The sequence below is a fragment of the Vibrio sp. 10N.247.311.14 genome (genome assembly GCF_041467715.1).
In the GTDB taxonomy this organism is placed as follows: Bacteria; Pseudomonadota; Gammaproteobacteria; order Enterobacterales; family Vibrionaceae; genus Vibrio; species Vibrio crassostreae_C.
This window is the reverse complement of record NZ_JBFSVE010000013.1, coordinates 17,683-42,139: the sequence shown is the minus strand read 5'-3', so window position 1 is coordinate 42,139 and position 24,457 is coordinate 17,683. Positions and strand designations below refer to the sequence as shown.

At 44.0% G+C, this 24,457-nt stretch carries 24 protein-coding genes; 13 read left to right on the top strand and 11 right to left on the bottom strand.

Going from position 1 to position 24,457, the window contains the following annotated elements; genetic code table 11:
* Window positions 1-30 precede the first annotated feature (30 nt).
* The 4 genes from AB6F11_RS06830 to AB6F11_RS06815 all read right to left on the bottom strand — a co-directional run bounded on the left by AB6F11_RS06830 (window position 31) and on the right by AB6F11_RS06815 (window position 3,778).
* Complete coding sequence (locus AB6F11_RS06830) at window positions 31-1,389, bottom strand: AmpG family muropeptide MFS transporter (protein WP_102394089.1); 1,359 nt, start codon at window positions 1,387-1,389, stop codon at window positions 31-33.
* A 53-nt stretch (window positions 1,390-1,442) separates the two neighbouring features.
* On the bottom strand, window positions 1,443-1,991 hold the full coding sequence (locus AB6F11_RS06825) for a peptidylprolyl isomerase (protein ID WP_017059906.1): 549 nt from the start codon (window positions 1,989-1,991) through the stop codon (window positions 1,443-1,445).
* On the bottom strand, window positions 1,991-2,560 hold the full coding sequence (locus tag AB6F11_RS06820) for a YajG family lipoprotein (protein WP_017059907.1): 570 nt from the start codon (window positions 2,558-2,560) through the stop codon (window positions 1,991-1,993). Before AB6F11_RS06820 ends, AB6F11_RS06825 begins: the two co-directional genes overlap by 1 nt.
* Before the next feature lie 66 nt (window positions 2,561-2,626).
* The gene (locus AB6F11_RS06815) at window positions 2,627-3,778 is read right to left on the bottom strand and encodes a methyltransferase (protein WP_017068516.1); all 1,152 of its coding nucleotides are present in this window, start codon (window positions 3,776-3,778) and stop codon (window positions 2,627-2,629) included.
* 174 nt (window positions 3,779-3,952) lie between these two features.
* Between AB6F11_RS06815 and bolA the strand changes: the two genes are divergently transcribed.
* From bolA to nqrM, 9 genes are all read left to right on the top strand, one after another.
* Complete coding sequence (gene bolA, locus AB6F11_RS06810) at window positions 3,953-4,261, top strand: transcriptional regulator BolA (protein WP_017064186.1); 309 nt, start codon at window positions 3,953-3,955, stop codon at window positions 4,259-4,261.
* A 521-nt stretch (window positions 4,262-4,782) separates the two neighbouring features.
* The gene (locus AB6F11_RS06805; protein ID WP_032545690.1) at window positions 4,783-6,123 is read left to right on the top strand and encodes a Na(+)-translocating NADH-quinone reductase subunit A; all 1,341 of its coding nucleotides are present in this window, start codon (window positions 4,783-4,785) and stop codon (window positions 6,121-6,123) included.
* A gap of 5 nt (window positions 6,124-6,128) precedes the next feature.
* Window positions 6,129-7,373 carry an NADH:ubiquinone reductase (Na(+)-transporting) subunit B gene (locus AB6F11_RS06800; RefSeq protein ID WP_004735208.1) on the top strand — a complete coding sequence of 415 codons (1,245 nt, stop codon included), beginning with the start codon at window positions 6,129-6,131 and terminating at the stop codon, window positions 7,371-7,373.
* Window positions 7,363-8,130 carry a Na(+)-translocating NADH-quinone reductase subunit C gene (locus AB6F11_RS06795; protein WP_017059911.1) on the top strand — a complete coding sequence of 256 codons (768 nt, stop codon included), beginning with the start codon at window positions 7,363-7,365 and terminating at the stop codon, window positions 8,128-8,130. Before AB6F11_RS06800 ends, AB6F11_RS06795 begins: the two co-directional genes overlap by 11 nt.
* Window positions 8,130-8,762 (top strand): NADH:ubiquinone reductase (Na(+)-transporting) subunit D, encoded by a 633-nt coding sequence (locus AB6F11_RS06790; protein ID WP_008223083.1) that lies wholly within the window; start codon window positions 8,130-8,132, stop codon window positions 8,760-8,762. Before AB6F11_RS06795 ends, AB6F11_RS06790 begins: the two co-directional genes overlap by 1 nt.
* A gap of 7 nt (window positions 8,763-8,769) precedes the next feature.
* On the top strand, window positions 8,770-9,366 hold the full coding sequence (gene nqrE, locus AB6F11_RS06785) for an NADH:ubiquinone reductase (Na(+)-transporting) subunit E (protein WP_009848375.1): 597 nt from the start codon (window positions 8,770-8,772) through the stop codon (window positions 9,364-9,366).
* Window positions 9,367-9,395: 29 nt separating this feature from the next.
* Window positions 9,396-10,622 (top strand): NADH:ubiquinone reductase (Na(+)-transporting) subunit F, encoded by a 1,227-nt coding sequence (nqrF, locus tag AB6F11_RS06780; RefSeq protein WP_017631923.1) that lies wholly within the window; start codon window positions 9,396-9,398, stop codon window positions 10,620-10,622.
* A 174-nt stretch (window positions 10,623-10,796) separates the two neighbouring features.
* On the top strand, window positions 10,797-11,801 hold the full coding sequence (locus AB6F11_RS06775; RefSeq protein WP_102394090.1) for an FAD:protein FMN transferase: 1,005 nt from the start codon (window positions 10,797-10,799) through the stop codon (window positions 11,799-11,801).
* A 16-nt stretch (window positions 11,802-11,817) separates the two neighbouring features.
* The gene (gene nqrM / locus AB6F11_RS06770; RefSeq protein ID WP_009848378.1) at window positions 11,818-12,072 is read left to right on the top strand and encodes a (Na+)-NQR maturation NqrM; all 255 of its coding nucleotides are present in this window, start codon (window positions 11,818-11,820) and stop codon (window positions 12,070-12,072) included.
* Between the two features lie 135 nt (window positions 12,073-12,207).
* On the opposite strand, the gene AB6F11_RS06765 is transcribed toward nqrM, so the two are convergent.
* A complete protein-coding gene (locus tag AB6F11_RS06765) occupies window positions 12,208-13,446 on the bottom strand; it encodes a response regulator (protein WP_102333772.1) in 1,239 nt (412 codons plus the stop codon).
* 163 nt (window positions 13,447-13,609) lie between these two features.
* Here AB6F11_RS06765 and dinB point away from each other — a divergent pair, with 163 nt between their 5' ends.
* Window positions 13,610-14,686 carry a DNA polymerase IV gene (dinB, locus tag AB6F11_RS06760; RefSeq protein WP_029235195.1) on the top strand — a complete coding sequence of 359 codons (1,077 nt, stop codon included), beginning with the start codon at window positions 13,610-13,612 and terminating at the stop codon, window positions 14,684-14,686.
* A 64-nt stretch (window positions 14,687-14,750) separates the two neighbouring features.
* Here dinB and AB6F11_RS06755 read toward each other — a convergent pair whose 3' ends face one another.
* Window positions 14,751-16,685: an ATP-dependent DNA helicase RecQ gene (locus tag AB6F11_RS06755; protein WP_102394091.1), complete on the bottom strand. Its 1,935-nt coding sequence runs from the start codon at window positions 16,683-16,685 to the stop codon at window positions 14,751-14,753.
* Window positions 16,686-16,830: 145 nt separating this feature from the next.
* On the opposite strand from AB6F11_RS06755, the gene AB6F11_RS06750 reads away from it, so the two are divergent.
* The 3 genes from AB6F11_RS06750 to AB6F11_RS06740 all read left to right on the top strand — a co-directional run bounded on the left by AB6F11_RS06750 (window position 16,831) and on the right by AB6F11_RS06740 (window position 19,802).
* Window positions 16,831-17,304, top strand: coding sequence for a GreA/GreB family elongation factor (locus AB6F11_RS06750; RefSeq protein ID WP_017059917.1), 474 nt, complete (start codon window positions 16,831-16,833; stop codon window positions 17,302-17,304).
* Between the two features lie 88 nt (window positions 17,305-17,392).
* On the top strand, window positions 17,393-18,151 hold the full coding sequence (locus tag AB6F11_RS06745) for a YggN family protein (RefSeq protein WP_102394092.1): 759 nt from the start codon (window positions 17,393-17,395) through the stop codon (window positions 18,149-18,151).
* A gap of 289 nt (window positions 18,152-18,440) precedes the next feature.
* Window positions 18,441-19,802 (top strand): sodium-dependent transporter, encoded by a 1,362-nt coding sequence (locus tag AB6F11_RS06740; RefSeq protein WP_017059919.1) that lies wholly within the window; start codon window positions 18,441-18,443, stop codon window positions 19,800-19,802.
* Window positions 19,803-20,006: 204 nt separating this feature from the next.
* On the opposite strand, the gene lipA is transcribed toward AB6F11_RS06740, so the two are convergent.
* The 5 genes from lipA to AB6F11_RS06715 form a co-directional block, all read right to left on the bottom strand.
* Window positions 20,007-20,972, bottom strand: a complete 966-nt coding sequence (gene lipA / locus AB6F11_RS06735; RefSeq protein ID WP_017064177.1) for a lipoyl synthase — start codon at window positions 20,970-20,972, stop codon at window positions 20,007-20,009.
* 4 nt (window positions 20,973-20,976) lie between these two features.
* On the bottom strand, window positions 20,977-21,636 hold the full coding sequence (lipB, locus tag AB6F11_RS06730) for a lipoyl(octanoyl) transferase LipB (protein WP_017068510.1): 660 nt from the start codon (window positions 21,634-21,636) through the stop codon (window positions 20,977-20,979).
* A 195-nt stretch (window positions 21,637-21,831) separates the two neighbouring features.
* Complete coding sequence (gene ybeD, locus AB6F11_RS06725) at window positions 21,832-22,110, bottom strand: DUF493 family protein YbeD (protein ID WP_026084358.1); 279 nt, start codon at window positions 22,108-22,110, stop codon at window positions 21,832-21,834.
* Between the two features lie 232 nt (window positions 22,111-22,342).
* Entirely contained in the window at window positions 22,343-23,524 is a 1,182-nt protein-coding gene (locus tag AB6F11_RS06720) for a serine hydrolase (RefSeq protein ID WP_017068508.1), read from the bottom strand.
* Window positions 23,525-23,617: 93 nt separating this feature from the next.
* Complete coding sequence (locus AB6F11_RS06715; RefSeq protein WP_048615264.1) at window positions 23,618-24,457, bottom strand: septal ring lytic transglycosylase RlpA family protein; 840 nt, start codon at window positions 24,455-24,457, stop codon at window positions 23,618-23,620.

Genomic DNA, 24,457 nt, shown 5'->3' with positions numbered 1-24,457 from the left:
CTACCCTCTTCTTATTTGTTTTCTTTGACTCTATTCTTGGTTAGTTTTGGCTTTCTCTAATAAATCCGTGAAAAAGTGGCGTAACGAGTAGAGCATGATCAAACTTGGAATCACCATAAGTGCGGTCAGTATAAAGAAGGTTGACCAATCATTGAGGTAATCGACCAATTCACCACTAAATGAAGCCAGTGTTGTTCGACCGAAGTTACCCAAGGATGCGAGTAATGCATATTGGGTTGCAGAGAAGGCCTGCCCAGTTAATAACGTTAAGAAAGAGACAAAAGCTACTGTTGAAAAGGCGGTCGTGAAGTTATCGACAATAATCGTTGCCAAGAACAGTGTTTCACTTGGGCCTGCTTGAGCGATCCATGCAAACATTAGATTACTGGCTGCCATGGCAACACCGCCAATCATCAGTCCGCGTACAATGCCGAATTTTACATTGAAGACACTGCCTACCAAAGTGAAGAATATGGTTGCGCCCCAACCAATTAACTTCGAATAGTGGCCGATCTGTTCGTTACTAAAACCTATCTCTTTATAGAAGGTGATCGACATACGACCTAAGAAGGCTTCACCTATCTTAAATAGGAATACGAACAGCAGTAGGGTGATGGCAACTTGAACTCCGTTTCGTTTGAAGAAGTCATAAAACGGTTCTAACACGGTAACACTGAACCAAGCCACGACTTTCGAACCGATAACCTTATTGTGGCGTTGCTGAGCTTGTTCTTGCAGGGCTTCGCGTTGTGTGTTTGGCTCTCCGACAAAAAGCGTAAACAACATTAGTACGACAATGACGCCTGCCATTCCGTAATACACACCATTCCAACCGATTGAGTCTGCGTTAATAAAGGCAAGGTAGCCTGGTAGAGAATACCCCGTCCACCAACCCATCACTGCCATTGCAGAAGCTTGCGGCAGCTTTGATGCTTCGGATTTTGGGAAGGTATCAATACGAAATGCATCAATCGCGATGTCTTGCGTGGCCGAGGCAATGGCAATAGCGAGCGCCAACATTGAAGTAAACGCCAAATTCTCTGCGGGATTGACGCCTGCGATGAATAAGGTACCGATTAAAACAATGGATTGGCAGAAAAAGATCCAACTGCGTCGCTGGCCGAGTATTGCGTGAAGCACCGGCAGTTTTACTCGGTCTACCAATGGTGCCCATAGAAAGTTAATCGCATACACGGCAAACACACTGCCAAAGTAGCCGATGGCAGCACGCGTTAAACCTGCATCTTTTAGCCAACCAGACATATTGGATCCAATAAGAACCCATGGGAAGCCACTCGAACAGCCGAGCATAAACACCCAAAGTAGGCGTTTATCTAGGTAGCTGCGGAAAGTCTGCATCCAAGAAAGAGAGGGAGTGCCTGATGACATAGGGCGTCCTTGTGTAGAAAAACGCCCTTAAGAAATAAGGGCGTTAGATTGGATTACTTAAGAAGGGTCACTTTAGTGATGACGATTGGGTCAACTGGTATGTCTGACATGCGGCCCATTCGCTTGGTTGGAATCGTTGCCATCTTTTGAACAACATCAAAACCTTCAGTTACTTTGCCGAATACAGCGTAGCCTGGGTTGCTACCTTTTGCGTTCAAGAAGTCATTATCAGAGAAGTTAATGAAGAACTGACGAGTTGCAGAATCTGGCGCATTAGTACGAGCCATCGCGATTGTTGCTGTATCGTTCTTCAAGCCATTGCTGCCTTCATTCTTGATAGGAGCGTAAGTTGCTTGTTGATTCATCTCTTGATCGAAGCCGCCACCTTGAGCCATAAAGCCAGGAATAACACGGTGGAAGATAGTGCCTTCGTAGCTGCCGTCTGCCACGTATTTTAGGAAGTTCTCCGCGCTAACTGGTGCTTGTTCTTGGTTAAGCTCAATAGTGAAGTCGCCTAATGTTGTTTCCACGTTTACTTTAGGACCAGCCCAAACGCTTACGCTCACTAGCATTAATGCGATAGAAGATAAAATACGACCCATTAGAAACGTTCCTTCATGTAAGTTTGTAGCTCTTGGTCGTTAGCGATCTCAGTAAGAACCAAGTTGATCACGTCATTAAGAACCATAGAGATGTCGTCGTTAGATGCACTCAATGCACCAGTGCGTGTTGCAGTGCCGTTGAATGTTTTAACTAGTTTGCCTTCAGGCGTTTCAGCGGTAACTTCAAGCGTTACTTTACCGTCCATTTTGTTTTCCATAATGGTGTGCTCTACGGTAACGAGTGCTTCTTGAATCTCTAAAACAATCGAGTTTTCACTGTTTACGCTCGCACGAAAACCTTGAGACTCTAACTGCTGTGCAACAGCATTTTCTAGAGAGATACGCATGTTTTGCTTAGCGTGAATTGGCTGAATGTTTGAACGGCCACTATCAACCAATGCAACATATTGAGCGGCACGAACATCTTTACTGGTTAGTGTGTATGTTTTGCCTTGTACAAGGTTGCTTGAGCTTAGTGAAGCTTCTGGCATTACATTGATCTGTTCTTGCTGAGGGGCTGAACATGCTGTCAAAGCCATAATAGAAGCAGCCAAAATCAGTTTTTTCATTCCTTTATCCTTTCTAAATTCACACCAGAAGCTCGGTATCTTAAATTCTTGTGAAGTCGTTTCTGCTTATTTATTAAAATTCGCAGGTTCTCTTGTTGCTTGTAATATCTCAAATTTTTGGTTTAGTTCAAGCGTTTCAACGTTAGCTTCACCAAATAGTCTTGCTAGTTTGACATCGTATCCGAGGTGTCGGTTGCCAATAACAATTAATTTGCCTCCATTGCTTAGAACATGCTTTGCATCACAGAACATTTGCCACGCAATGTGATCCGTAATCGCTTGTTGCTGATGGAATGGAGGATTACACATCACTAAGTAGGTGCTGTTTTTCTTGAAGCCATCTAAACAGTTGTTGGCGATGAACTGGAAGTTGCCTTCTTCACCAAGGTTATCTTTGACGTTTTGGCGCGCCGATTCCACCGCCATAAAGCTTTCATCCACACAGGTGATACGGGCTTGTGGGTTCAATTGCCCTGCTTTTACACTCAATACACCGTTGCCACAACCAAGATCGATGATATGACGTAGCTCAGGATCTTGAGGGATGTGCTCTAGCATATAGCGAGCGCCTTGATCGAGTGCTTCCCCTGAGTAAACATTTGGTAAATTTTTCAGGCGGATATCTTCACCGTCTACATCCCATTCAACAAAAGGCTCTACCGTTTGAATTGGCTGGCAGTTTGGAGATGAGAAGACTAAGCGGTGTTTTTTCTTCGCTAGTGATGTTTTGGTTTCGCCTAGGTATTTTTCGAACAGGTTAAGCGTAGAGGTGTGAATCTCTTTTACCTTGTTGACGCCGATCACTTGGCAGCCTTCAGGCAATGCTTGGCGTAGCTGGCTCAGTTGCCAGATTAGGTGACGATTTGTTTTTGGCAGCTGCATGATCACAAGGTCGATACCGTGTGGGATATCATCCATCGTGTTCAAGAAGTTCACTCGGTTACTTTGATTGCGCTGCAAGTTTTTCAGGGCACCGCGATGAGAGATAAATGAGTCGCTCATCATGGTGACATCATGATCTTTCGAGAACCAAGCGGATAGGGCACCGAAGCTGTCGTTCATGATCAGGATGTGTTTGCCAGGTTCGAGGTTCATCTCTTCAACATGACTGATCAGGTATTCGTCGCCCGCATCCCAAGCTTGAAGGGTTTCATTTGAACGTTTCGGGAAACGATGTAAGGTTAAAGTTCTATCGTGAAGGGTAAGTTCGGTTTTCATTGCTTGAGATACTTATGTAAGAAATAACAAAGATATTGTCTCAAATGCAGGCTGAACAAGATAGAAAAAACTCAACCAAACCTACGCCATTCGCTATCAAATACTCAGACAGTCGACCGCTTAGGGTTTATACTCATCCCACGGATAATGCCAATACGTTATTAAGGAATCACAATGATCCAAGAAGTTATCGAAACAAAATTGCACAATGAGTTTTCACCAAGTCATTTAAACGTGGTTAATGAGAGCTATATGCACAATGTTCCGGCCGGTTCTGAGAGTCATTTTAAAGTGATTGTTGTCAGTGATGTGTTTGAAGGATTGCGTCTTATTGCTCGTCATCGAGCGGTAAATAAAGCTCTTTCAGAAGAGCTAGCGAATAATATTCACGCACTGTCCATTCACACTTATACAAAAGATGAATGGATGAAGCAGCTCGATAACGTGCCAGACAGCCCTATGTGTATGGGTGGTGGCAAGTAACACAGCGAGCATATTGACAAAAGGTGGTGATGCCGCCTTTTTTGTCGCCAAACCTATGTGTTTTTCGTTGTTATATCACTCAAACTGATGGCAATTTGAACGACTAAAAATACCTACAATGAGTAATGTTTTTATTAACAGTGTTTCAACATAACTCGTAAAATAATAGTTTGTGACAGAGTATTAATCTCTTGTTTAAAACACGTTTCAAAAGCCATTTTATCTGTGCGGCTCGTCAAATTTATACATATTTGAGAGTCCATATGCTTCAAATCTCACCAAATAAACGCGGTATTCAAGTTATTGGTCATGGCATCAAGTTGTCAAAAAATGCTAGAATACGGCACCTGATAAATCTCACATAATATTTGTGATGAGTTTATTAATGTAATGTTGCGATTTTGGTATCTCAAATTTACCAAAACCGGACACTGTAATGTCGTGTCTAAGGGCGATTTTAAAACGTCCTGAATTTACGCAATTAAAAGAATCTTTTTCCCGATAAAGTAGTGCAAGTGCGTATGATTACAATAAAGAAGGGTTTGGATCTTCCTATCGCAGGAACTCCATCCCAGGTGATTAATGATGGTAAGTCCATCACTAAAGTCGCCTTGCTTGGCGAAGAGTACGTTGGTATGCGTCCTACGATGCATGCTCGCGTTGGTGATGAAGTGAAGAAAGGCCAAGTTCTTTTTGCAGATAAAAAGAACCCAGGTGTTGTATTTACTTCTCCAGCAAGCGGTAAAGTTATTGAAGTGAACCGTGGTGCTAAGCGTGTTCTTCAATCAGTAGTGATTGAAGTAGCAGGCAATGAGCAAATCACGTTCAATAGCTATGAAGCTAACCAACTAGCAAGTCTTGACCGTGAAACGGTTAAAGCTCAGTTAGTTGAGTCTGGCGCATGGACCGCTTTGCGAACTCGTCCGTTCAGCAAGGTTCCAGCAGTTGATTCTGAAACTCAGGCTATTTTCGTTACTGCTATGGATACTAATCCGCTAGCAGCTGAGCCAGAATTAATCATTAACGAGCAGTCTGATGCTTTCGTTGCTGGTTTAGATCTTCTTTCAACTCTGACTAACGGTAAAGTGTACGTTTGTAAAAAAGGTACTAGCTTACCTCGTTCAGCTCAGTCTAACGTTGAAGAACATGTTTTTGATGGCCCACACCCTGCAGGTCTTGCAGGCACGCATATGCATTACCTATACCCGGTAAATGCACAAAATGTAGCGTGGAGCATTAACTACCAAGACGTTATCGCATTCGGTAAGTTGTTCCTTACTGGTGAGATTTACTCTGAGCGTGTTGTTTCTCTGGCTGGTCCAGTAGTTAACAACCCTCGTCTAGTTCGTACTCAAATTGGTGCTAGCCTTGAAGAGTTGACGGACAGCGAGTTGATGCCAGGTGAAGTTCGCCTGATCTCAGGTTCAGTGCTATCTGGTGTTCACGCTTCAGGTCCACATGCTTACCTTGGCCGTTACCATCAACAAGTTTCGGTTCTTCGTGAAGGTCGTGATAAAGAGCTATTCGGCTGGGCTATGCCTGGTAAGAACAAGTTCTCTGTTACTCGTTCATTCCTTGGTCACGTGTTTAAAGGTCAGTTGTTCAATATGACAACGACAACGAACGGTAGTGATCGCTCTATGGTTCCAATTGGTAACTACGAGAAAGTAATGCCATTAGATATGGAGCCTACTTTGCTGCTTCGCGATCTATGCGCTGGTGACGTTGATAGTGCACAAGCACTTGGTGCGCTAGAGCTAGATGAAGAAGATTTAGCACTGTGTACCTTTGTATGTCCTGGTAAGTACGAGTACGGTCAGTTACTTCGTGAATGCCTAGATACAATTGTGAAGGAAGGGTAATTTTCATGGGCCTTAAAAAGTTTATTGAAGACATCGAGCATCATTTTGAACCAGGTGGTAAACACGAAACGTGGTTTGCGCTTTACGAAGCAGCAGCAACACTTTTCTACACACCAGGTACTGTTACAAAGAAAAGCTCGCATGTCCGTGATAGCGTTGATTTAAAACGTATCATGATCATGGTTTGGCTTGCGGTATTCCCAGCAATGTTCTGGGGTATGTACAACGCAGGTGGTCAGGCTATCGCAGCACTAAACCACATGTATTCAGGTGCAGAACTAGTTTCTATCATTGATGGTAACTGGCACTACTGGCTAACCGAAATGCTTGGAGCCTCCTTAGGGGCCGATGCAGGTTGGGGCAGTAAGATGCTCTTGGGTGCGACTTACTTCTTACCTATCTACGCAACGGTATTTATCGTTGGTGGTTTCTGGGAAGTACTGTTCTGTATGGTGCGTAAGCACGAAGTCAACGAAGGTTTCTTTGTTACTTCTATCTTATTTGCGCTTATCGTTCCGCCAACGCTTCCTCTATGGCAAGCAGCACTAGGTATTACCTTTGGTGTTGTTGTTGCGAAAGAGATCTTCGGTGGTACGGGTCGTAACTTCTTGAACCCTGCTCTTGCTGGTCGTGCGTTCCTGTTCTTTGCATACCCTGCACAGATTTCAGGTGACGTAGTTTGGACTGCTGCAGATGGCTTCTCTGGTGCAACAGCGCTTAGCCAATGGGCTCAAGGCGGCGGTAGTGCACTAATGAACGTAACATCAGGTGAAGCAATCACTTGGATGGACGCATTCATTGGTAACATTCCAGGTTCTATCGGTGAAGTTTCAACGCTTGCACTTATGATTGGTGCAGCAATGATTGTTTACATGGGCATTGCGTCATGGCGCATCATTGCGGGTGTAATGATCGGTATGGTTGCAGTATCAACACTATTTAACGTGATTGGTTCTGACACTAATGCGATGTTCAGCATGCCTTGGCATTGGCACCTAGTTTTAGGTGGCTTCGCGTTCGGTATGTTCTTCATGGCGACTGACCCAGTATCAGCTTCATTTACCAATAAAGGTAAGTGGTGGTACGGCATCCTAATCGGCGCAATGTGTGTAATGATTCGTGTAGTTAACCCTGCATACCCAGAAGGCATGATGCTTGCGATTCTATTCGCAAACCTATTTGCTCCTCTGTTTGACCACGTTGTAATCGAGAAGAACATTAAGCGGAGACTAGCGCGCTATGGCAAGTAATAACGATAGCATTAAAAAGACGCTGTTTGTTGTTATCGCATTGAGCCTAGTGTGCTCAATCATCGTTTCAACAGCTGCAGTTGTTCTTAAACCTAAGCAACAAGCTAACGCAGTTCTGGATCAGCAAACTAAGATCCTTGAAGTTGCGGGCATTGAACTTGCGGGTAATATCCCTGAACTGTACGCAGAGAACATTGAACCTCGTCTAGTTGATTTCGCTACTGGCGATTTCGTTGACGGCGATGCTGCTGCATACGACCAACGTAAAGCGGCAAAAGATCCAGCTCAGTCAATCAAGCTTTCAGCTGAAGATGACATCGCTAAGATCCTTCGTCGTGCTAACACGGGTACTGTATACCTTGTGAAAGATGGCGCTGAAACTTCTAAAGTTATCATCCCTGTTCACGGTAACGGTCTATGGTCAATGATGTACGCATTCGTTGCGGTAGAAACTGATGGCAACACAGTTTCTGGTATCACTTACTACGAGCAAGGTGAAACTCCTGGACTTGGTGGTGAAGTTGAGAACCCATCTTGGCGCGCTCAATTCGTTGGTAAGAAATTATTCGACGAAAACCACAAACCTGCTATTCAGGTTGTTAAAGGTGGCGCTCCTCAAGGTTCTGAGCACGGTGTAGATGGCCTTTCTGGTGCAACACTGACTAGCGTTGGTGTTCAACATACATTTGACTTCTGGTTAGGTGATATGGGCTTTGGTCCGTTCCTAGCAAAAGTTCGTGACGGAGGTCTGAACTAATGTCTAGTGCAAAAGAAATTAAAAAGAGCATCTTAGCGCCGGTGTTGGACAACAACCCAATCGCGCTACAGGTTCTTGGTGTGTGTTCTGCTCTTGCGGTAACCACTAAGCTAGAAACAGCATTTGTTATGACTATCGCGGTAATGTTCGTTACTGCTCTGTCTAACTTCTTCGTTTCTTTGATCCGTAACCACATTCCTAACAGTGTGCGTATCATCGTTCAGATGGCAATTATCGCATCACTAGTAATCGTGGTAGACCAAGTGCTTAAAGCATACCTATACGATATCTCTAAGCAGCTATCTGTATTCGTAGGCCTAATCATTACTAACTGTATTGTAATGGGTCGTGCTGAAGCATTCGCAATGAAGTCTGCGCCAATCCCATCTCTAATCGATGGTCTTGGTAACGGTCTTGGTTACGGTTTCGTTCTTATCACTGTTGGTTTCTTCCGTGAGCTTCTAGGCTCTGGCAAACTATTTGGTATGGAAGTACTACCTCTAGTGAGCAACGGTGGTTGGTATCAGCCAAATGGCTTGATGCTTCTAGCACCTTCTGCGTTCTTCCTAATTGGTTTCTTGATTTGGGCAATTCGTGTGTTCAAACCAGAACAAGTAGAAGCGAAGGGGTAAGGTAGTCATGGAACATTATATTAGTCTGCTAGTTAAATCGATTTTCATCGAAAACATGGCGCTTTCTTTCTTCCTAGGTATGTGTACATTCCTAGCGGTATCTAAGAAAGTTAAAACTTCTTTTGGTCTTGGTGTTGCGGTAGTTGTAGTACTTACAATCGCTGTTCCTGTAAACAACCTTGTTTACACACACATCCTGAAAGAAAACGCGCTTGTTGAAGGTGTCGATTTAAGTTTCCTTAACTTCATCGCATTCATCGGTGTTATCGCGGCACTTGTACAAATCCTAGAAATGGTTCTAGACCGTTTCTTCCCACCTTTGTACAACGCACTAGGTATCTTCCTCCCACTGATCACAGTTAACTGTGCAATCTTTGGTGGTGTATCTTTCATGGTAACTCGTGACTACAACTTTGCTGAATCTGTTGTTTACGGCTTCGGTTCTGGTGTGGGTTGGATGTTAGCTATCGTTGCTCTTGCGGGTATCCGTGAGAAGATGAAGTACTCTGACGTACCTCCAGGTCTTCGTGGCCTTGGTATCACGTTCATTACTGTTGGTCTGATGGCGTTAGGCTTTATGTCTTTCTCTGGTGTTCAACTGTAGGGTAAGCACCCAGTAATAAGGAATAACAAATGCAAAGCATTATTCTTGGCGTAGCGATGTTTACCATTATTGTATTGGCTCTAGTACTAGTGATTCTTTTCGCTAAGTCTAAGCTAGTACCATCAGGTGACATCACTATTGCTGTAAACGGCGACCCTGAAAAGGCGATCGTTACTCAACCTGGTAGCAAGCTACTTGGTGCCCTAGCTGGCGCTGGTATCTTCGTATCTTCTGCTTGTGGTGGCGGTGGCTCTTGTGGTCAGTGTCGTGTGAAAGTTAAGTCTGGTGGTGGCGACATCCTTCCAACTGAACTTGATCACATCACAAAAGGTGAAGCTCGCGAAGGCGAACGTCTTGCATGTCAAGTTGCTATGAAAACTGACATGGAGATTGAACTAGACGAAGATATCTTTGGTGTTAAAAAGTGGGAATGTACTGTTATCTCGAATAACAACGAAGCTACTTTCATCAAAGAACTTGCTCTAGCGATCCCTGAAGGTGAAGAAGTTCCGTTCCGCGCGGGTGGTTACATTCAGATAGAAGCTGAACCACATCACGTGAAATACGCAGATTACGATATTCCTGAGGAATACCGTGGTGACTGGGATAAGTTCAACTTGTTCCGTTACGAGTCTATCGTTAAAGAGCATTCGATCCGTGCTTACTCTATGGCTTCATACCCAGAAGAGAAAGGCATCATCAAGCTTAACGTGCGTATCGCGACTCCGCCGCCAAACAACCCTGACGTAGCTCCTGGTGTGATGTCTTCATACATCTGGTCTCTTAAAGAAGGCGACAAATGTACTATTTCTGGTCCATTTGGTGAGTTCTTTGCTAAAGACACAGACAATGAAATGGTATTCATCGGTGGTGGTGCAGGTATGGCGCCAATGCGTTCACATATCTTCGACCAACTTAAGCGTCTTAACTCTACTCGTAAGATGTCTTACTGGTACGGTGCACGTTCTAAGCGTGAGATGTTCTACATTGAAGATTTCGATGGCCTAGCGGCTGCAAACGAGAACTTCGTGTGGCACTGTGCACTGTCTGATCCTCAACCAGAGGACAACTGGGACGGTTACACAGGTTTCATCCACAACGTACTGTACGAAAACTACCTGAAGGATCACGAAGCTCCTGAAGATTGTGAGTACTACATGTGTGGTCCACCGATGATGAACGCTGCTGTTATCGGCATGCTGAAAGATCTTGGTGTAGAAGATGAAAACATCCTACTAGATGACTTCGGTGGTTAATCCACTTAAGTGATTGATATTATGGCTGACTCCTACGAGTCAGCCATTTGTTTTTCTAAGACAGCTTTTGACAACATACTGGCTTATATAAGAAAGAGTAAGGCATTCAAAATACCTATTTTTTACTCTTATTTTTCCTTATATAAATCCTCAACATTAGACAGGAGTAAGCAAGTGAGAATTTGGCTTGTTGCATTAACTTCTTTGATTTTTCTTGCGGGCTGTGAGCAGTCAAGAGAGCAAGTGCATTTGAGTGGCCCAACGATGGGCACGAGTTACAATATTAAATACATCAATGGTGATGAATTTCCTGAGTCTAATGAAGTTCATACAGAGATCGATCGTCTACTTGAAGAAGTAAACGACCAGATGTCGACTTACCGTGAAGATTCCGAATTAAGCCGTTTCAACCAGCATAAAGGTGCGGATGCGTTCGAAGTATCTGAGCAAACAGCGACGGTTGTGAAAGAAGCGATTCGTTTGAACGGTCTTACTGAAGGAGCTCTGGATGTAACGGTTGGTCCGTTAGTTAACTTATGGGGTTTTGGTCCTGAAGCTCGTCCTGAAGTTGTGCCATCAGATGAAGAGCTGGCGGCTCGCAAGGCTAAGATTGGTATCCATCATCTTAGTGTTGAAGGCAACATGTTGAAGAAAGACCTACCTAACCTGTATGTCGATCTATCCACGATTGCAAAAGGTTGGGGTGTTGACGTCGTCGCTGACTACCTTGATTCTATCGGTATTCACAACTACATGGTTGAAGTCGGTGGCGAAATTCGTCTGAAAGGTTTAAACCGTGAGAACGTGGGCTGGCGTATCGCGATTGAGAAACCAAGCGTTGATGAGCGTAATATCCAAGAGATCATCGAGCCGGGTGATATGGCTATCGCAACCTCTGGTGATTACCGTAACTATTTTGAACGTGATGGTGTTCGTTACTCACACATCATCAACCCTGAAACAGGAAAGCCTCTTCACCATAAAGTGGTTTCTGTGACTGTTTTAAACCCGTCTTCAATGACTGCAGACGGCTTATCTACGGGCCTTATGGTCTTAGGTGAGGAAAAAGGAATGGAAGTCGCAAACCAACATAACATCCCAGTGTTCATGGTGGTAAAAACAGCAGATGGCTTTAAAGAAATTGCTTCTGAAGCATTTATGCCATACTTAGGTAAATAAGGTAAGCGAGATAATTATGAATACATTTCTGATTACATTTGGTGTTTTTCTTGCAGTAATCGCAGCGATGTCAATTGGCTACATTATCCAAAAGAAAGTTGTGAAAGGTAGCTGTGGCGGTTTGGGTGCTGTTGGTATTGATAAAGTATGTAACTGCCCTGAACCTTGTGACGCGCGTAAGAAGCGTGAAGCACGTGAAGCTTACCGTGAAGAGAAGCTGGCTGAGCGTCAACAAAAAGAAGCGGCTTGGAGTAAAGACCGTATCGCTTAATTGGTGACAGTCATAGGGGATAGAGCTATCTATGCCCTCAAATTGAAAAGCTCAAGATTATCGTCTTGAGCTTTTTTAGTTTTGAGGTCTAGCAATTAATCTTGGTATACCAAAAATGGAAACAGAGGCGAATGACTATTGTTCGATTTGCATGCTGTTACGCGCAAACACTAGTTGGTTTCTACCTTGCTCTTTTGCCGTATAAAGAAGCTCATCAGCGGCTTTGATCTGCTCATCTAGCTTCGCGTCTAAATCGGTTACGCCGATACTGATACTGACCTTGATTCTTTGAGAGTCATGCTCAACAACATGGCTTTCAATGGCTTCTCTCATGGACTCTAAGTTGTCAACAAAGCTCTCAAACGAACCACACGACTGAATACAAAATTCTTCGCCACCGAAGCGTACAGCAACATCATCTTTAAAATGGTCTTTGATGATCTTGCCGACTTCCACGAGGACTGCATCACCACCATCGTGACCGTAGGTGTCGTTCACTTTCTTGAAGAAGTCGATATCCATCATGGCTATACTGCGCTGCTCACAACCTTTACATGTTTGATTGAACAGGTAACGACGGTTCCATAAGCCAGTAAGAGCATCCTCGTTGGCATGTCGAAATAGCTCGTTGGCCGCTTCTTTCATATCAAGCAGTTGATGGATACGGCAAAAAAATTCTTCTTGGTTAAAAGGCTTGTAAAGGAAGTCGTTAGCCCCCGCTTTAAGGAATCGAGCTGTCATGGTGCGATCATCGCTGCCTGATAACCCTAGAATAGCCAACTGGTTTCTGTCGTGATCGCGTCGTATCTCACGGATCATCGCTATACCGTCTTTCTTCGGCATATCATGGTCTGTAACAACGAACGTAATATCGGGATCGTTATGAAGGAGCTTTAATGCTTGTTCGCCATCTTCGGCTTGGATAGTTTGGATATATTGGTGTTCTAGAAGTTGAGCTATGTAACGGCGAACGACCGCTGAATCATCGACAACCAATGCTTTGTGATGGCGATTATTCGAAATTCTTTGAACCAGGGGAAGTAGGTAGCTTACTGATGACATACTGTCTTTAAGTATGTAATCGATAACGCCTTTGGCTAGGACTTGCTCTCGCAGTTGATTGTCGAACATCCCGGTCAGGACAATGATTTTCTGTTGATAGCCTAAGACGAGATCAATGATCTCGCCGTCTTGGCCGTCAGGTAAACAGTAGTCGAGGACTGCACACAAGAAATCCGTTTCTTGCTCTAAGATCGCTTTGGCTTCTTCTACAGATTCCGCCAACGCAACTTCATAGCCATCGTTCTTAAATTGTTGGTAAAGATAGTTTCTGAATGCGCGACTATCCTCTACCACTAGTATTTTTTCACTCAAAAGCGATCCCTACTTATAGACTAAATACTCGTTAACAATAGTATCAGAAGAGCTCATGGCTATTGAAGAGAAACCTCTTTAGCTGGACTCCAGATCATTTTAAATCTGAGAATAATTGATTATACTGTTCATAGATACAGTTGTAAGGTTGAGTTATTTCCAAATGTGCAGTTCGGACCAAGAGAAAGTCAGAAAAATAATCCATGTCGATATGGATTGTTTTTACGCGGCTGTAGAAATGCGTGATAACCCTGCTTACCGAAATCGCCCGTTAGCTGTTGGTGGGCATGAAAAGCAACGCGGCGTTTTGAGCACCTGTAATTATGAAGCCCGCAAGTTTGGTGTTCGCTCTGCAATGCCTACCGGAAAGGCCCTACAGCTTTGTCCTAATCTATTGGTTGTGCCGGGAAGAATGTCGGTCTATGTCGAGATATCTAAAAAGATCCGTGAAATCTTCTCTCGATACACATCAATCATTGAACCACTTTCCTTGGATGAAGCTTTCCTTGATGTCACCGATTCTAAGCGGTGTCACGGTTCAGCAACACTTATTGCCGAGTCTATTCGCCGTGATATTTGGAACGAACTGAACCTGACAGCTTCTGCAGGAATTGCACCGATTAAATTCTTGGCGAAAGTGGCCTCAGATCTGAATAAGCCCAATGGTCAGTTTGTTATCCCTCCACAAGACGTGCAATCAGTGATCGATGAGCTACCACTTGAAAAGATTCCCGGTGTCGGCAAAGTGAGCATAGAAAAGCTGCACCAAGCGGGTTTCTTTACTTGTAAGGATATCAAAGAGTCTGACTATCGAGACCTGCTACTCAAGTTTGGCCGTCAAGGTGCATCACTCTGGAAGCGCAGTCATGGCATTGATGATCGAGAAGTTATCATCGAGCGCGAGCGAAAATCGGTAGGTGTAGAGCGCACCTTTACCCAAAACATTTCAAGCTACGCAGAATGTTGGCAGGTAATCGAAGATAAGCTATTTCCTGAACTCGAGACTCGCTTAGAAAAGGCTAGTCCAAGCAAAGCGATCATCAAGCAGGGCATTAAGCTCAAGTTCGCCGATTTTCAACAAACCACGATTGAGCACATCCACGCCTCTCTCGATCGTGAACACTTCAAAGAGCTGCTTAGTGAAATACTGAAAAGACAACAAGGGCGAGAGATACGCCTACTTGGTTTAAGTGTAATGCTGCAACCCAAAGACCAAATGCGTCAGTTGAGCTTCTTTTAAAGATAATGAGTGAGATGAATACCGACTACGCTTCATAGCCTAGTCGGTTTTTTATAAGTAAGAATTACCTAGGAAGTTGTTTTACTCGCGCTAAGGTATCACTGAACGGTTGCTGCTCTAGCTTGCCGTAACCGACCATTTTACTGGCTTTGAGTTTGGTTGAAAGCGGGGTGGCGATTCCACATAAGAAGCGAGTAATTGCCTCGTCGGTAATCAGTTGTTGGCTCGCTGAAATAAACTCATGTATCCATGTCATCACCGTCTCATCATCGACAGGTTCAACATCAACGGTTGGTAAGATTGCCACTTCTCCTCGACATACAGAGCAATGACCACAGTTTGCTGGCGCTTTATCATCGGCAAAATAACTCGCAAGGCGTGAGCTTAGGCAAGTATCCGCCTCAAAGAAATTCAGCATTTGGTTAAGACGGTTTATCTCGCTGTGCTCTTTTGCTTTAAACAACTCAGTTAGACGCTCTGACAGCTGCATCATATCTTCTGAGGTATTGTGGATCGCATAGACATCCGTGATCTGTTTGCTTTCCAGTTCAATCCAACCTTGTTCATTGAAGTAGTCGATAGCCGCAATCACGCGCTGACGATCAGCTTGGAAATGAGTCCAAAGCGCATCGAAGTCGACTTGGCACCACACTCTTGCCTGAGGAGAGCATTGGAAAATCGCTTCGACAAATTGACGGCGTTCACTTTGGAACTGTTCGGTGATTTGCTGCTTCGGGCGAATGAACTTAAATTTGTAATCCGCAAAGTAGCTGTACTTTGGCTCAATCACGCCTTCAATTTCGAGATACACCAGCAGTGTTTTTAGCGGTAACTGACGAATGTTGGATTCACGTGATAGTTGGTTAAGCATGATCTCCCATTGATTAGAGCCAGAAGCGCCAATGTTTTGATTTTCGTAGATCTCTTTTAATACCGCTTGGATCGATATGTTGTCGGGTGTATCACCAAAAACGAAGTTCTCGAGTGTGCTTAAACCATGTTTGTTAGCGAGTAGAATACATTCAGACGCTTGACCATCTCGGCCAGCTCTGCCGATCTCTTGTGAGTAGTTCTCGATCGATTTTGGTAAATCAAAGTGAATCACTCGGCGAATGTTGGACTTATCTACGCCCATACCAAACGCAATGGTTGCCACGATACAGCTCACTTCATCATTCATGAATTGATGTTGAATTGCATCTCGGTTTTCAGGCTTAAGACCTGCATGATAAGCCACGGCATTAACGCCAGCGTTACGAAGTTGCTGAGCCACCATCTCTGCTGTTTGTTGAAGGGTGACATAAACAATAGTCGGAGCGAGAGAAGCTTGGTTGACGACATTGCTCAAGGTTTCTAGCTTGCTGGTTTGTTCGCAAGGTTGAATCGACAGGTCGAGGTTTTGACGATAGAACCCCGTAACCACAACGCGTTCCTCATCAATTTCAAACTTCGACTTCATATCTTGGATAACAGATGTCGTCGCGGTTGCTGTCAGTAACAGTACTTGAGGAATATTGAGCTGCTTTTGGTATTGAGGAAGCTTCAGGTAATCTGGTCTGAAGTTGTGTCCCCATTCTGAAATACAGTGCGCTTCATCGACCACAAGCAGTGAGATCGGCACTTGAGAGATAAACTGACGAAAGCGCTCGTTCTTCAAGCGCTCAACGGAGATCATGAGGATCTTTGTGTCACCGTTACGTACCGACTGCATGACCTGTTGTGTGGTTTGTCTGTCTTGGCTTGATTCGATTGCCGCTGCGCTAATGCCTTTACTGTGCAGGAAAGCGAGTTGGTCTTTCATCAAGGCTAACAGCGGTGATATCACCAAGGTTAAGTGCGGCAATTCTAATGCTGGTAATTGATAACACAGAGATTTACCTGATCCTGTAGGGAATATGGCCGCAGTCGAGTGACCAGATAGAACGTTATCAATGACTTGCTTTTGTCCATTACGCAGTGAGTCGAATCCGAATACTTGTTTTAGTTTCTGCTCAATCATTTATGTTCTACCTGAGTTATTAAGTGTCGTATTGATGCTAAAGCGGGCGCCTATTCATGATAGCGTCGCTTGATGAATCAAATGTCTTGCACCTGATTGTACCTAATTCTATTCTGTAGCTCCTATAGAAAAGCACCCCAATAGTATGAATAAGTCTGAGCTTCGCCAAATAATCATAGAGCAACTTGAATCCCGATTACGTATCGCACAATCTGCTACTCAACGCGCTATTGATGCTGCGACAGATGAAGAGACAGTGCCTGAACATAAGTACGATACATTGGCATTAGAAGCTTCGTATCTCGCCCATGGTCAAGCGGTGAGGGTACAAGAGTGTGAAGACGATATTCAGTGTTATCGTAACTTAGTGTTGCGTGATAGTGAGAAGGTTACGGTGAGCAGTTACGTTGTGGTCATTGACGAGCATGATCAATATAAACACTTTTTTATGGGGCCGAGAGTCGGCGGACTTTCTGTCACGTGGAATGAGAATGAGATTGCCATCGTGACGGCAAATGCACCTTTTGGCCAGGCTCTAATGGGTAAAGAAGTTGGTGATGAGATTGAGTTTAAGGTCGCAGATAAACAGTTTTGCTACGAAGTTATCTCTATCGACTAACTAACTGACTAATAGATATAAAACGTTTCTCTGACAAAGGAGCATATACCAAGGGTATAGTAATCTGTCAGATTGATGAGAGGATGTTATGAAAAACAATGTATTAATTGCATCACTAACAGCGGTTATCGCTGTTGTGAGCTTGCCAACGTTTGCTGCTCAGTGTCGAGTTGATTTGAAGAATGAACTACGAATTGATGACCAAAAAGTCGAAATCCATCAAGTGAATGGTGATACGGCCGTTTTTGATGATAACAACGACCTCTATATTCATGGTGAGAAGGTTGAGCTTGATGCCGACCAACAAGCGGCGATTGAAAAATATCGTGAGAGTATGAGTGAGTACATACCACGAGCTAAGCAGATGGCAAGCGAAAGTCTCGCATTAGCCAATGATGTGATTGATGATATTGCTGTTAGTTTAGACTCTCCAGAATCGTTTGATAACGTAAAAGAGTCGATGAAAACGTTTTTCGCAGACCTAGAAGCCCGTTACTACAAAGATGGCGAGCTGGTTTTGCCTGCAGACAGCTTTGAGTCGATGGCCAATGGTTGGTCTGAAGACTTCGAAAAAGCTAAAGAGATCTTTAACCAAGAGTTTATCTCTAGTGCTTTTAATGCCATGTCAGAAAAGATGAAGCAAGAAGGTGGGCTCAACCTTACGGAATTGACGGACAGCATGGCTGAACTCAAGCTGAAAGTTGAAGAGCGAATGAAAGAACACTCTCAACAAGTACAGGAGGAAGCGAATGAGTTCTGTGATTCACTTGATGAGATGGCAGAACAAGAGCAAGAACTGCATGAAATCATTCCGAACTTAAAAGATTACCAAGTCTTCACAATTTAATTCGAGTCTAGTGATGAATAGTAAGAGCACCGGTCGGTGCTCTTTTTGTTTGTATAAATGGAACCACACGGCGAGTATTTATCTCAATTCAATCCATTTCCTTCTTAAGCCTACTGCTTCGCTTTGTTGCTTATAATTGAACGATAAGACTGGTTTTTTGTTAATTTTGTTGTTCTAAATAGCGCATTGATTGTAAAAATCAGAGAATTGTTCATTTATTGGTTGTGCCTATCATTGCTTTTTATTACTGTACTTCTCAACTAGTTCACTGATTTTTAATGCGGGCGATATGGACCAACAATCTTCCTCTTCAAGAGAGCACTTTAGCTCTCGTTTAGGTTTTATTTTAGCAGCGGCTGGTGCAGCGGTTGGCTTGGGTAATATTTGGGGTTTCCCGACTCAAGTTGCTAGCAACGGTGGTGGCGCTTTCCTTTTAGTCTATTTGATCATGATCTTCGTGGTTGCTTTCCCTATGTTGGTGGTTGAGATGGCTATAGGCCGTCACGGCCAAGCAAACCCAGTTGATAGCATGCGATCTTTGACGACAAACCCTTTGGGTAAGAAAGTCGGTGAGTTTGTCGGTTGGGTTGGACTGAGTGTACCAAGCGCAGTGTTGGCGTTTTACAGTATTGTTGGTGGCTGGTTGATCTGTTTCCTAATTGGTGCGGTCGCGGATCTTATCGGCCTAGAAGCGATTGCTGATTGGTTTAAGGGCTTCAGTGTTGAGCGCAACGTATTTGGTACCGTCGCGTTCTATGTACTGACTATCTTGATTGTGCAGGGCGGTGTTAAGCAAGGCATCGAGAAATGGTCGACTCGTTTGATGCCTGCGCTGTTTGTTTTATTTGGCTTATTGTTTGTTTACATCATGACGCAATCTGGCGCGATGGAAGGCCTAAAACATTACCTTATTCCAGACTTTGAGAAAGTGTGGGATAGAAAACTGATTCTGGCGGCAATGGGACAGGGGTTCTTCTCACTCACTATTGGCGGTTGCTCGATGTTGGTTTATGGCTCTTACTTAAGCAAGAAAGAGAACCTACCAAAAATGGCGATGAACGTAACTCTGGTGGATACTGCTGTCGCTTTTATTGCTGGATTAGTGGTGATGCCAGCAATGTTTGTTGCGATGCAAAAAGGCGTTCAAATCTACGCTGAAGACGGCTCACTATTAAGCTCTGACACTCTAGTATTCACGGTTTTGCCGTTGATGTTTGATAGTTTAGGTGTGCTTGGACAGATCTTTGCGATTGTGTTCTTTTTACTACTAACGATTGCTGCACTGACTTCTTCGATTTCGATGCTTGAAGGCCCGGTTGCGCTAGTGAGTGAGCGTTTCAATACTAGACGAACGCCAACAAGCTGGGTGATTGGTGGTGCTATCGCGCTGTTTAGTGTGGTGATTGTTTACAACTTTGCTGCGATGTTTGGCATGGTAGCGATGATTGCAACTCAGTATCTTCAACCAGTCGCTGCACTGATGTTCTGTGTGTTTGGTGGTTGGGTATGGAGCCGAGCTTCAAAAGTGAAAGAGCTTGAACAAGGCAGTCCTGATTTTCAACTTGGTTGGTTTGGTAAGGTTTGGCCAATGTATGTGAAGTTTGTGTGCCCAATTTTGGTAGCAACGGTTATCTGGGCATCTTTCGGTTAATGCAGAACCCTATCTGGGCTTTTTGAAATTACCTCCTCTGAACTTGAAATATTAAGCACAAAGCCACTCATAAAGAGTGGCTTTGTTGTTTTTATATAAAGCTTAGTGGCACGAAATATAAAGCTATAGCGGCACGAACAAGATAGAAAAAAGGCGCTGAACATAATATTCAGCGCCTTTGCATTGTTCGTTAAGCAATCGTGATTACTTAATTTCCATACCTTGAGCTTGTAAGTCCGCATGGTAAGAAGAACGTACAAACGGGCCACACGCTGCGTGAGTAAAGCCTAGCTCTAGAGCAATCTCTTTCAGCTCATCGAACTCAGAAGGCGGCACGTAGCGTTCTACTGGTAAGTGGTGACGGCTTGGTGCTAGGTATTGACCTAGTGTCAGCATAGTCACACCATGTTCGCGAAGGTCTTTCAGTACTTGAACGATCTCTTCTTTTGTCTCGCCAAGACCCATCATCACACCTGATTTTGTTGGGATATCAGGGTGCTGCTCTTTGAATTTCTTCAGTAGATCAAGAGACCACTTGTAGTTCGCACCTGGACGCGCTTTACGGTATAGACGTGGCGCTGTCTCTAGGTTGTGGTTGAAAACATCTGGCGGGTTGTCTTTCATTAGGTCAAGCGCAACGTCCATACGACCGCGGAAGTCTGGAACCAGTGTTTCGATACGAATATTTGGGTTGAGTTCGCGAATCTCACGGTTACAGTCAGCAAAGTGCTGAGCACCGCCGTCACGCAAGTCATCACGGTCAACTGAAGTGATTACAACGTACTTCAGTTTCATGTCTTGAATTGTTTTAGCCAGTTTCTTCGGCTCTTCAGCTTCAGGAGCAACAGGACGACCATGGGCAACATCACAGAACGGGCAGCGACGAGTACAGATAGCGCCAAGAATCATAAACGTTGCCGTACCGTGGTTGAAACACTCGGCTAGGTTAGGGCAAGACGCTTCTTCACAAACTGAGTGCAGGTTGTTTTTACGCATTGCTGATTTGATTTCTTGAATACGATGGCTGTCTGAAGGAAGTTTAATCTTCATCCATTCAGGCTTACGTAGAACTTCTTTCTGTTCAGCAGGCATATTCTTTACGGGAATTAATGCCATTTTGTCAGCGTCACGATATTTAACGCCTTTTTCCATTTGGATTGGTTTGCTCATGATTTTATGCTTCTGCTGTAATGTTACTGGTGGCTTGAATGTCTACTTGGTCATAGCCGAGTAGCTCTACGAGCTCTTGTATTAACTGTTGCTCAACGTTTTCTAGTTCACTTGGTCCGCCGAGTTGGCTTACCTGCGCCATTTCCATACCTTGGTAACCACATGGGTTAATACGTAGGAATGGAGACAGGTCCATATCGACGTTGAGTGCTAACCCGTGGAACGAGCAGCCACGTCGAATACGTAATCCAAGTGAACAGATTTTCTTGCCATCGACATAAACACCAGGAGCGTCAGGTCGGGCAGCTGAATCTATATTGTAAGCTTTCAGAGTATTGATTACGAGGTTCTCGATATGAGTAACCAAATCACGTACTCCGAATTTCTTGCGGCGGATGTTAATCAGAAAGTAAGCCACTAATTGGCCTGGGCCGTGGTAAGTCACTTGGCCACCGCGATCGCTTTGTATTACAGGGATATCACCGGCATTTAATACATGCTCAGCTTTGCCTGCTTGTCCTTGAGTGAAGACAGGGTTGTGTTCAACCAACCAAACTTGGTCTAGGTCTTCTTCCGTGCGTTCGTCTGTGAACTTATGCATGGCTTTCCATACAGGTTCGTAATCCTGACGGCCTAATTTTTTTACGATTAGCTTATTTTGCAAAGCTGCACTCCCTCAAGGATTAATAAAGTGAACGCATTATAAACGCGAAACATGATTCTAACTACAGACGGACTGCAAGGTTTTTCAACTTTCTTTGTATTTATTGAAAATTAAGTTGAATGAATTTGAGCTAGATAGGGCGCTTTAAACAAAAACAGCGGCAATAAGCCGCTGTTTTTCATGTGTAATCGGAGATTACAGAACCATACGAACGATTTCGATCTCGCCCAGTTCTTTATAAAGAGTTTCTACTTGCTCAATTGAAGTCGCAGTAATATTGATAGAAACAGAGTGGTAGTTACCTTTCGCACTTGGTTTTAGCGTTGGGCTGTAGTCACCAGGAGCATGACGCTGGATCACTTCTAGTACTAGCTCAGTCAGTTCTGGCTTAGCGTGGCCCATTACTTTGTAAGTGAATGAACAAGGGAACTCTAAGAGGTCTTTTAGTTTTGCATCAGAATTGATGTTCATGATTAGCTCCAAAAGGCTAGACTCTCGCAAATTGGCGAAATGTCGATAAAAAGCGTGTTCGGTCAACAGACACGAGTAATAAGGCGGAATATTACGTGTAAATATCACCGAACTCAAGATCAACAAAAGCCGCACATGGCGGCTTTTGGTTCGCTAATGAGTAAATCATGAACTTACTCATTAGGTTAGCTATACAACAAGCTTGGGTTTTACCTAGAACAAACCTTTTGCTTGTTTAGAATAAACCCTTGAACAGAAGAACTAGGTAGTCCCATAGACGGCTGAATAGGCTGCCTTGGTCTACATCTTCAAGTGCTAGTAGTGGGTATTCAGCAACGTCTTCACCGTCTACTTGGTAGAATAGTTTACCAACTACATCGCCTTTGCTGATTGGCGCTTCTAGCTCTTTCTCAAGAACGAAGCTTGCCTTCAGGTTCTTAGCTTGACCACGAGGTAGCGTTACGAAAGTATCTTCGTCGACACCCAGTGCAACTGTGTCCTTGCTACCCATCCAGATCTTCTCTTCTACGAAGGTTTCACCGGCTGTGTGTGGTGCCACTGTTTCAAAGAAGCGGAAGCCGTAGCTAAGCAGTTTTTTGCTTTCTGTTTTACGAGCATTCGCATTCTTGGTACCCATAACTACAGCCACTAGGCGCATTTTGCCTTCTGTCGCTGAGCTTACTAGGCTGTAACCTGCATTGCTTGTGTGGCCCGTTTTGATGCCATCAACGTTCATGCTCTTATCCCATAACAGACCGTTACGGTTGTATTGGGTGATGCCGTTGTATGTGAATTTCTTCTCTGAGTAGATACGGTACTCGTCTGGTACGTCGCGAATCAGCGCCTGACCAAGTAGCGCCATATCGTAAGGCGTTGAGTATAGGTTCGGGTTGTCTAGACCGTGCACGTTAGCAAAGTGCGTGTCTTTCATGCCGATAGAGCTTGCCCAAGCGTTCATTAGGTCAACGAATGCATCTTCAGAGCCAGCGATGTGTTCAGCCATAGCAACACATGCGTCGTTACCTGATTGAATGATGATACCGCGGTTTAATTCTTCAACTTTAACCGTAGTGCCCACTTCAACGAACATCTTAGATGAATCTGGGAAGTTTTTAGCCCAAGCATTTTCACTGATTACAACATCGTCGTTTAGGTTGATGTTGCCACGGTCGAGCTCTTGGCCGATCACGTAGCTCGTCATCATCTTGGTTAAACTTGCTGGAGAAAGCTGAGTATTCATCTCTTTCTCTGCTAGTACTTTGCCTGAATGGTAATCCATCAGAACAAAACCTTTAGCGGCGATTTGAGGAGCATCAGGAACAACAATAGGAGCGGCGAATGACGATGTAGCTATCGTTGCAGAAAGAGCAACAGAAGTAGCAAAAATCGATTTAACAAGTTTATTAGATTTAATCATTTTAAATGCAATTATTTGGTGAACTATTCATATATTAACAGAATCACTCTGTCACACCAGAGCGCTGATTACCAGAAGTAACTGTTAGATTAATTAGCGAGTTAGGGTGTGTTTTTTTATATAAGCTGACGGGTAACCCATTAGCTTAACTTGTTCTAATTTCTCTTGAGTCAGAGCATAGTCATGAAATGGCCCAATCATCAGACGGTAGTTGTCATCATTTGGCTGCAAGAACGTTGCTACTTCTAGCTTTTCGGCTAGATCTTTCGCTAACTTTTCGGTCCTATCTTCATGTGGAGATGTTGCGACTTGAATAATAAATTGCGGTAAAGCAGCCTTTTTATTTGCGTCGGTTGGCATAGCCACAGTAATGACTTCAATCTCAACATTTGCCGTGCCGGTTCTCAACACATCGAGCTTGTAAGCTGCCGCATAACTAAGGTCAATGATTCGGCCTTCATGGAATGGGCCGCGGTCATTGATACGAACAATTGTCGTTTTGTTGTTGTCAGTATTCGTCACTTTTACATAGCTTGGAATTGGCAATGTTTTGTGCGCCGCAGACATCGAATACATGTCGTAGATCTCGCCGTTCGACGTTAAGTGGCCATGAAATTTCTTACCGTACCAAGAGGCTTTGCCTTTCTCAGTAAACCCTTCGGTCTTCTTTACGATCTTGTAGTCTTCGCCACGTAAAGTGTAATCCGTGTTACCACCTAAACTATAAGGTTCATACTGAGGGTGAGCATCCTCGAGATGCTCTACTGAGATCGGTGCGTCTGGTGCAATATCTGAATCAATATCGTAGCGGCCTGTTGGCTGCTTTGAAGAACAACCATTGATTAAAATCGCTAGCCCCAAGATAGAGACTATTTTTTTGATTGGCAGTTCTTCAACCAAGGATGCTTTTTTTTGAAACGTTGTAATAGACAT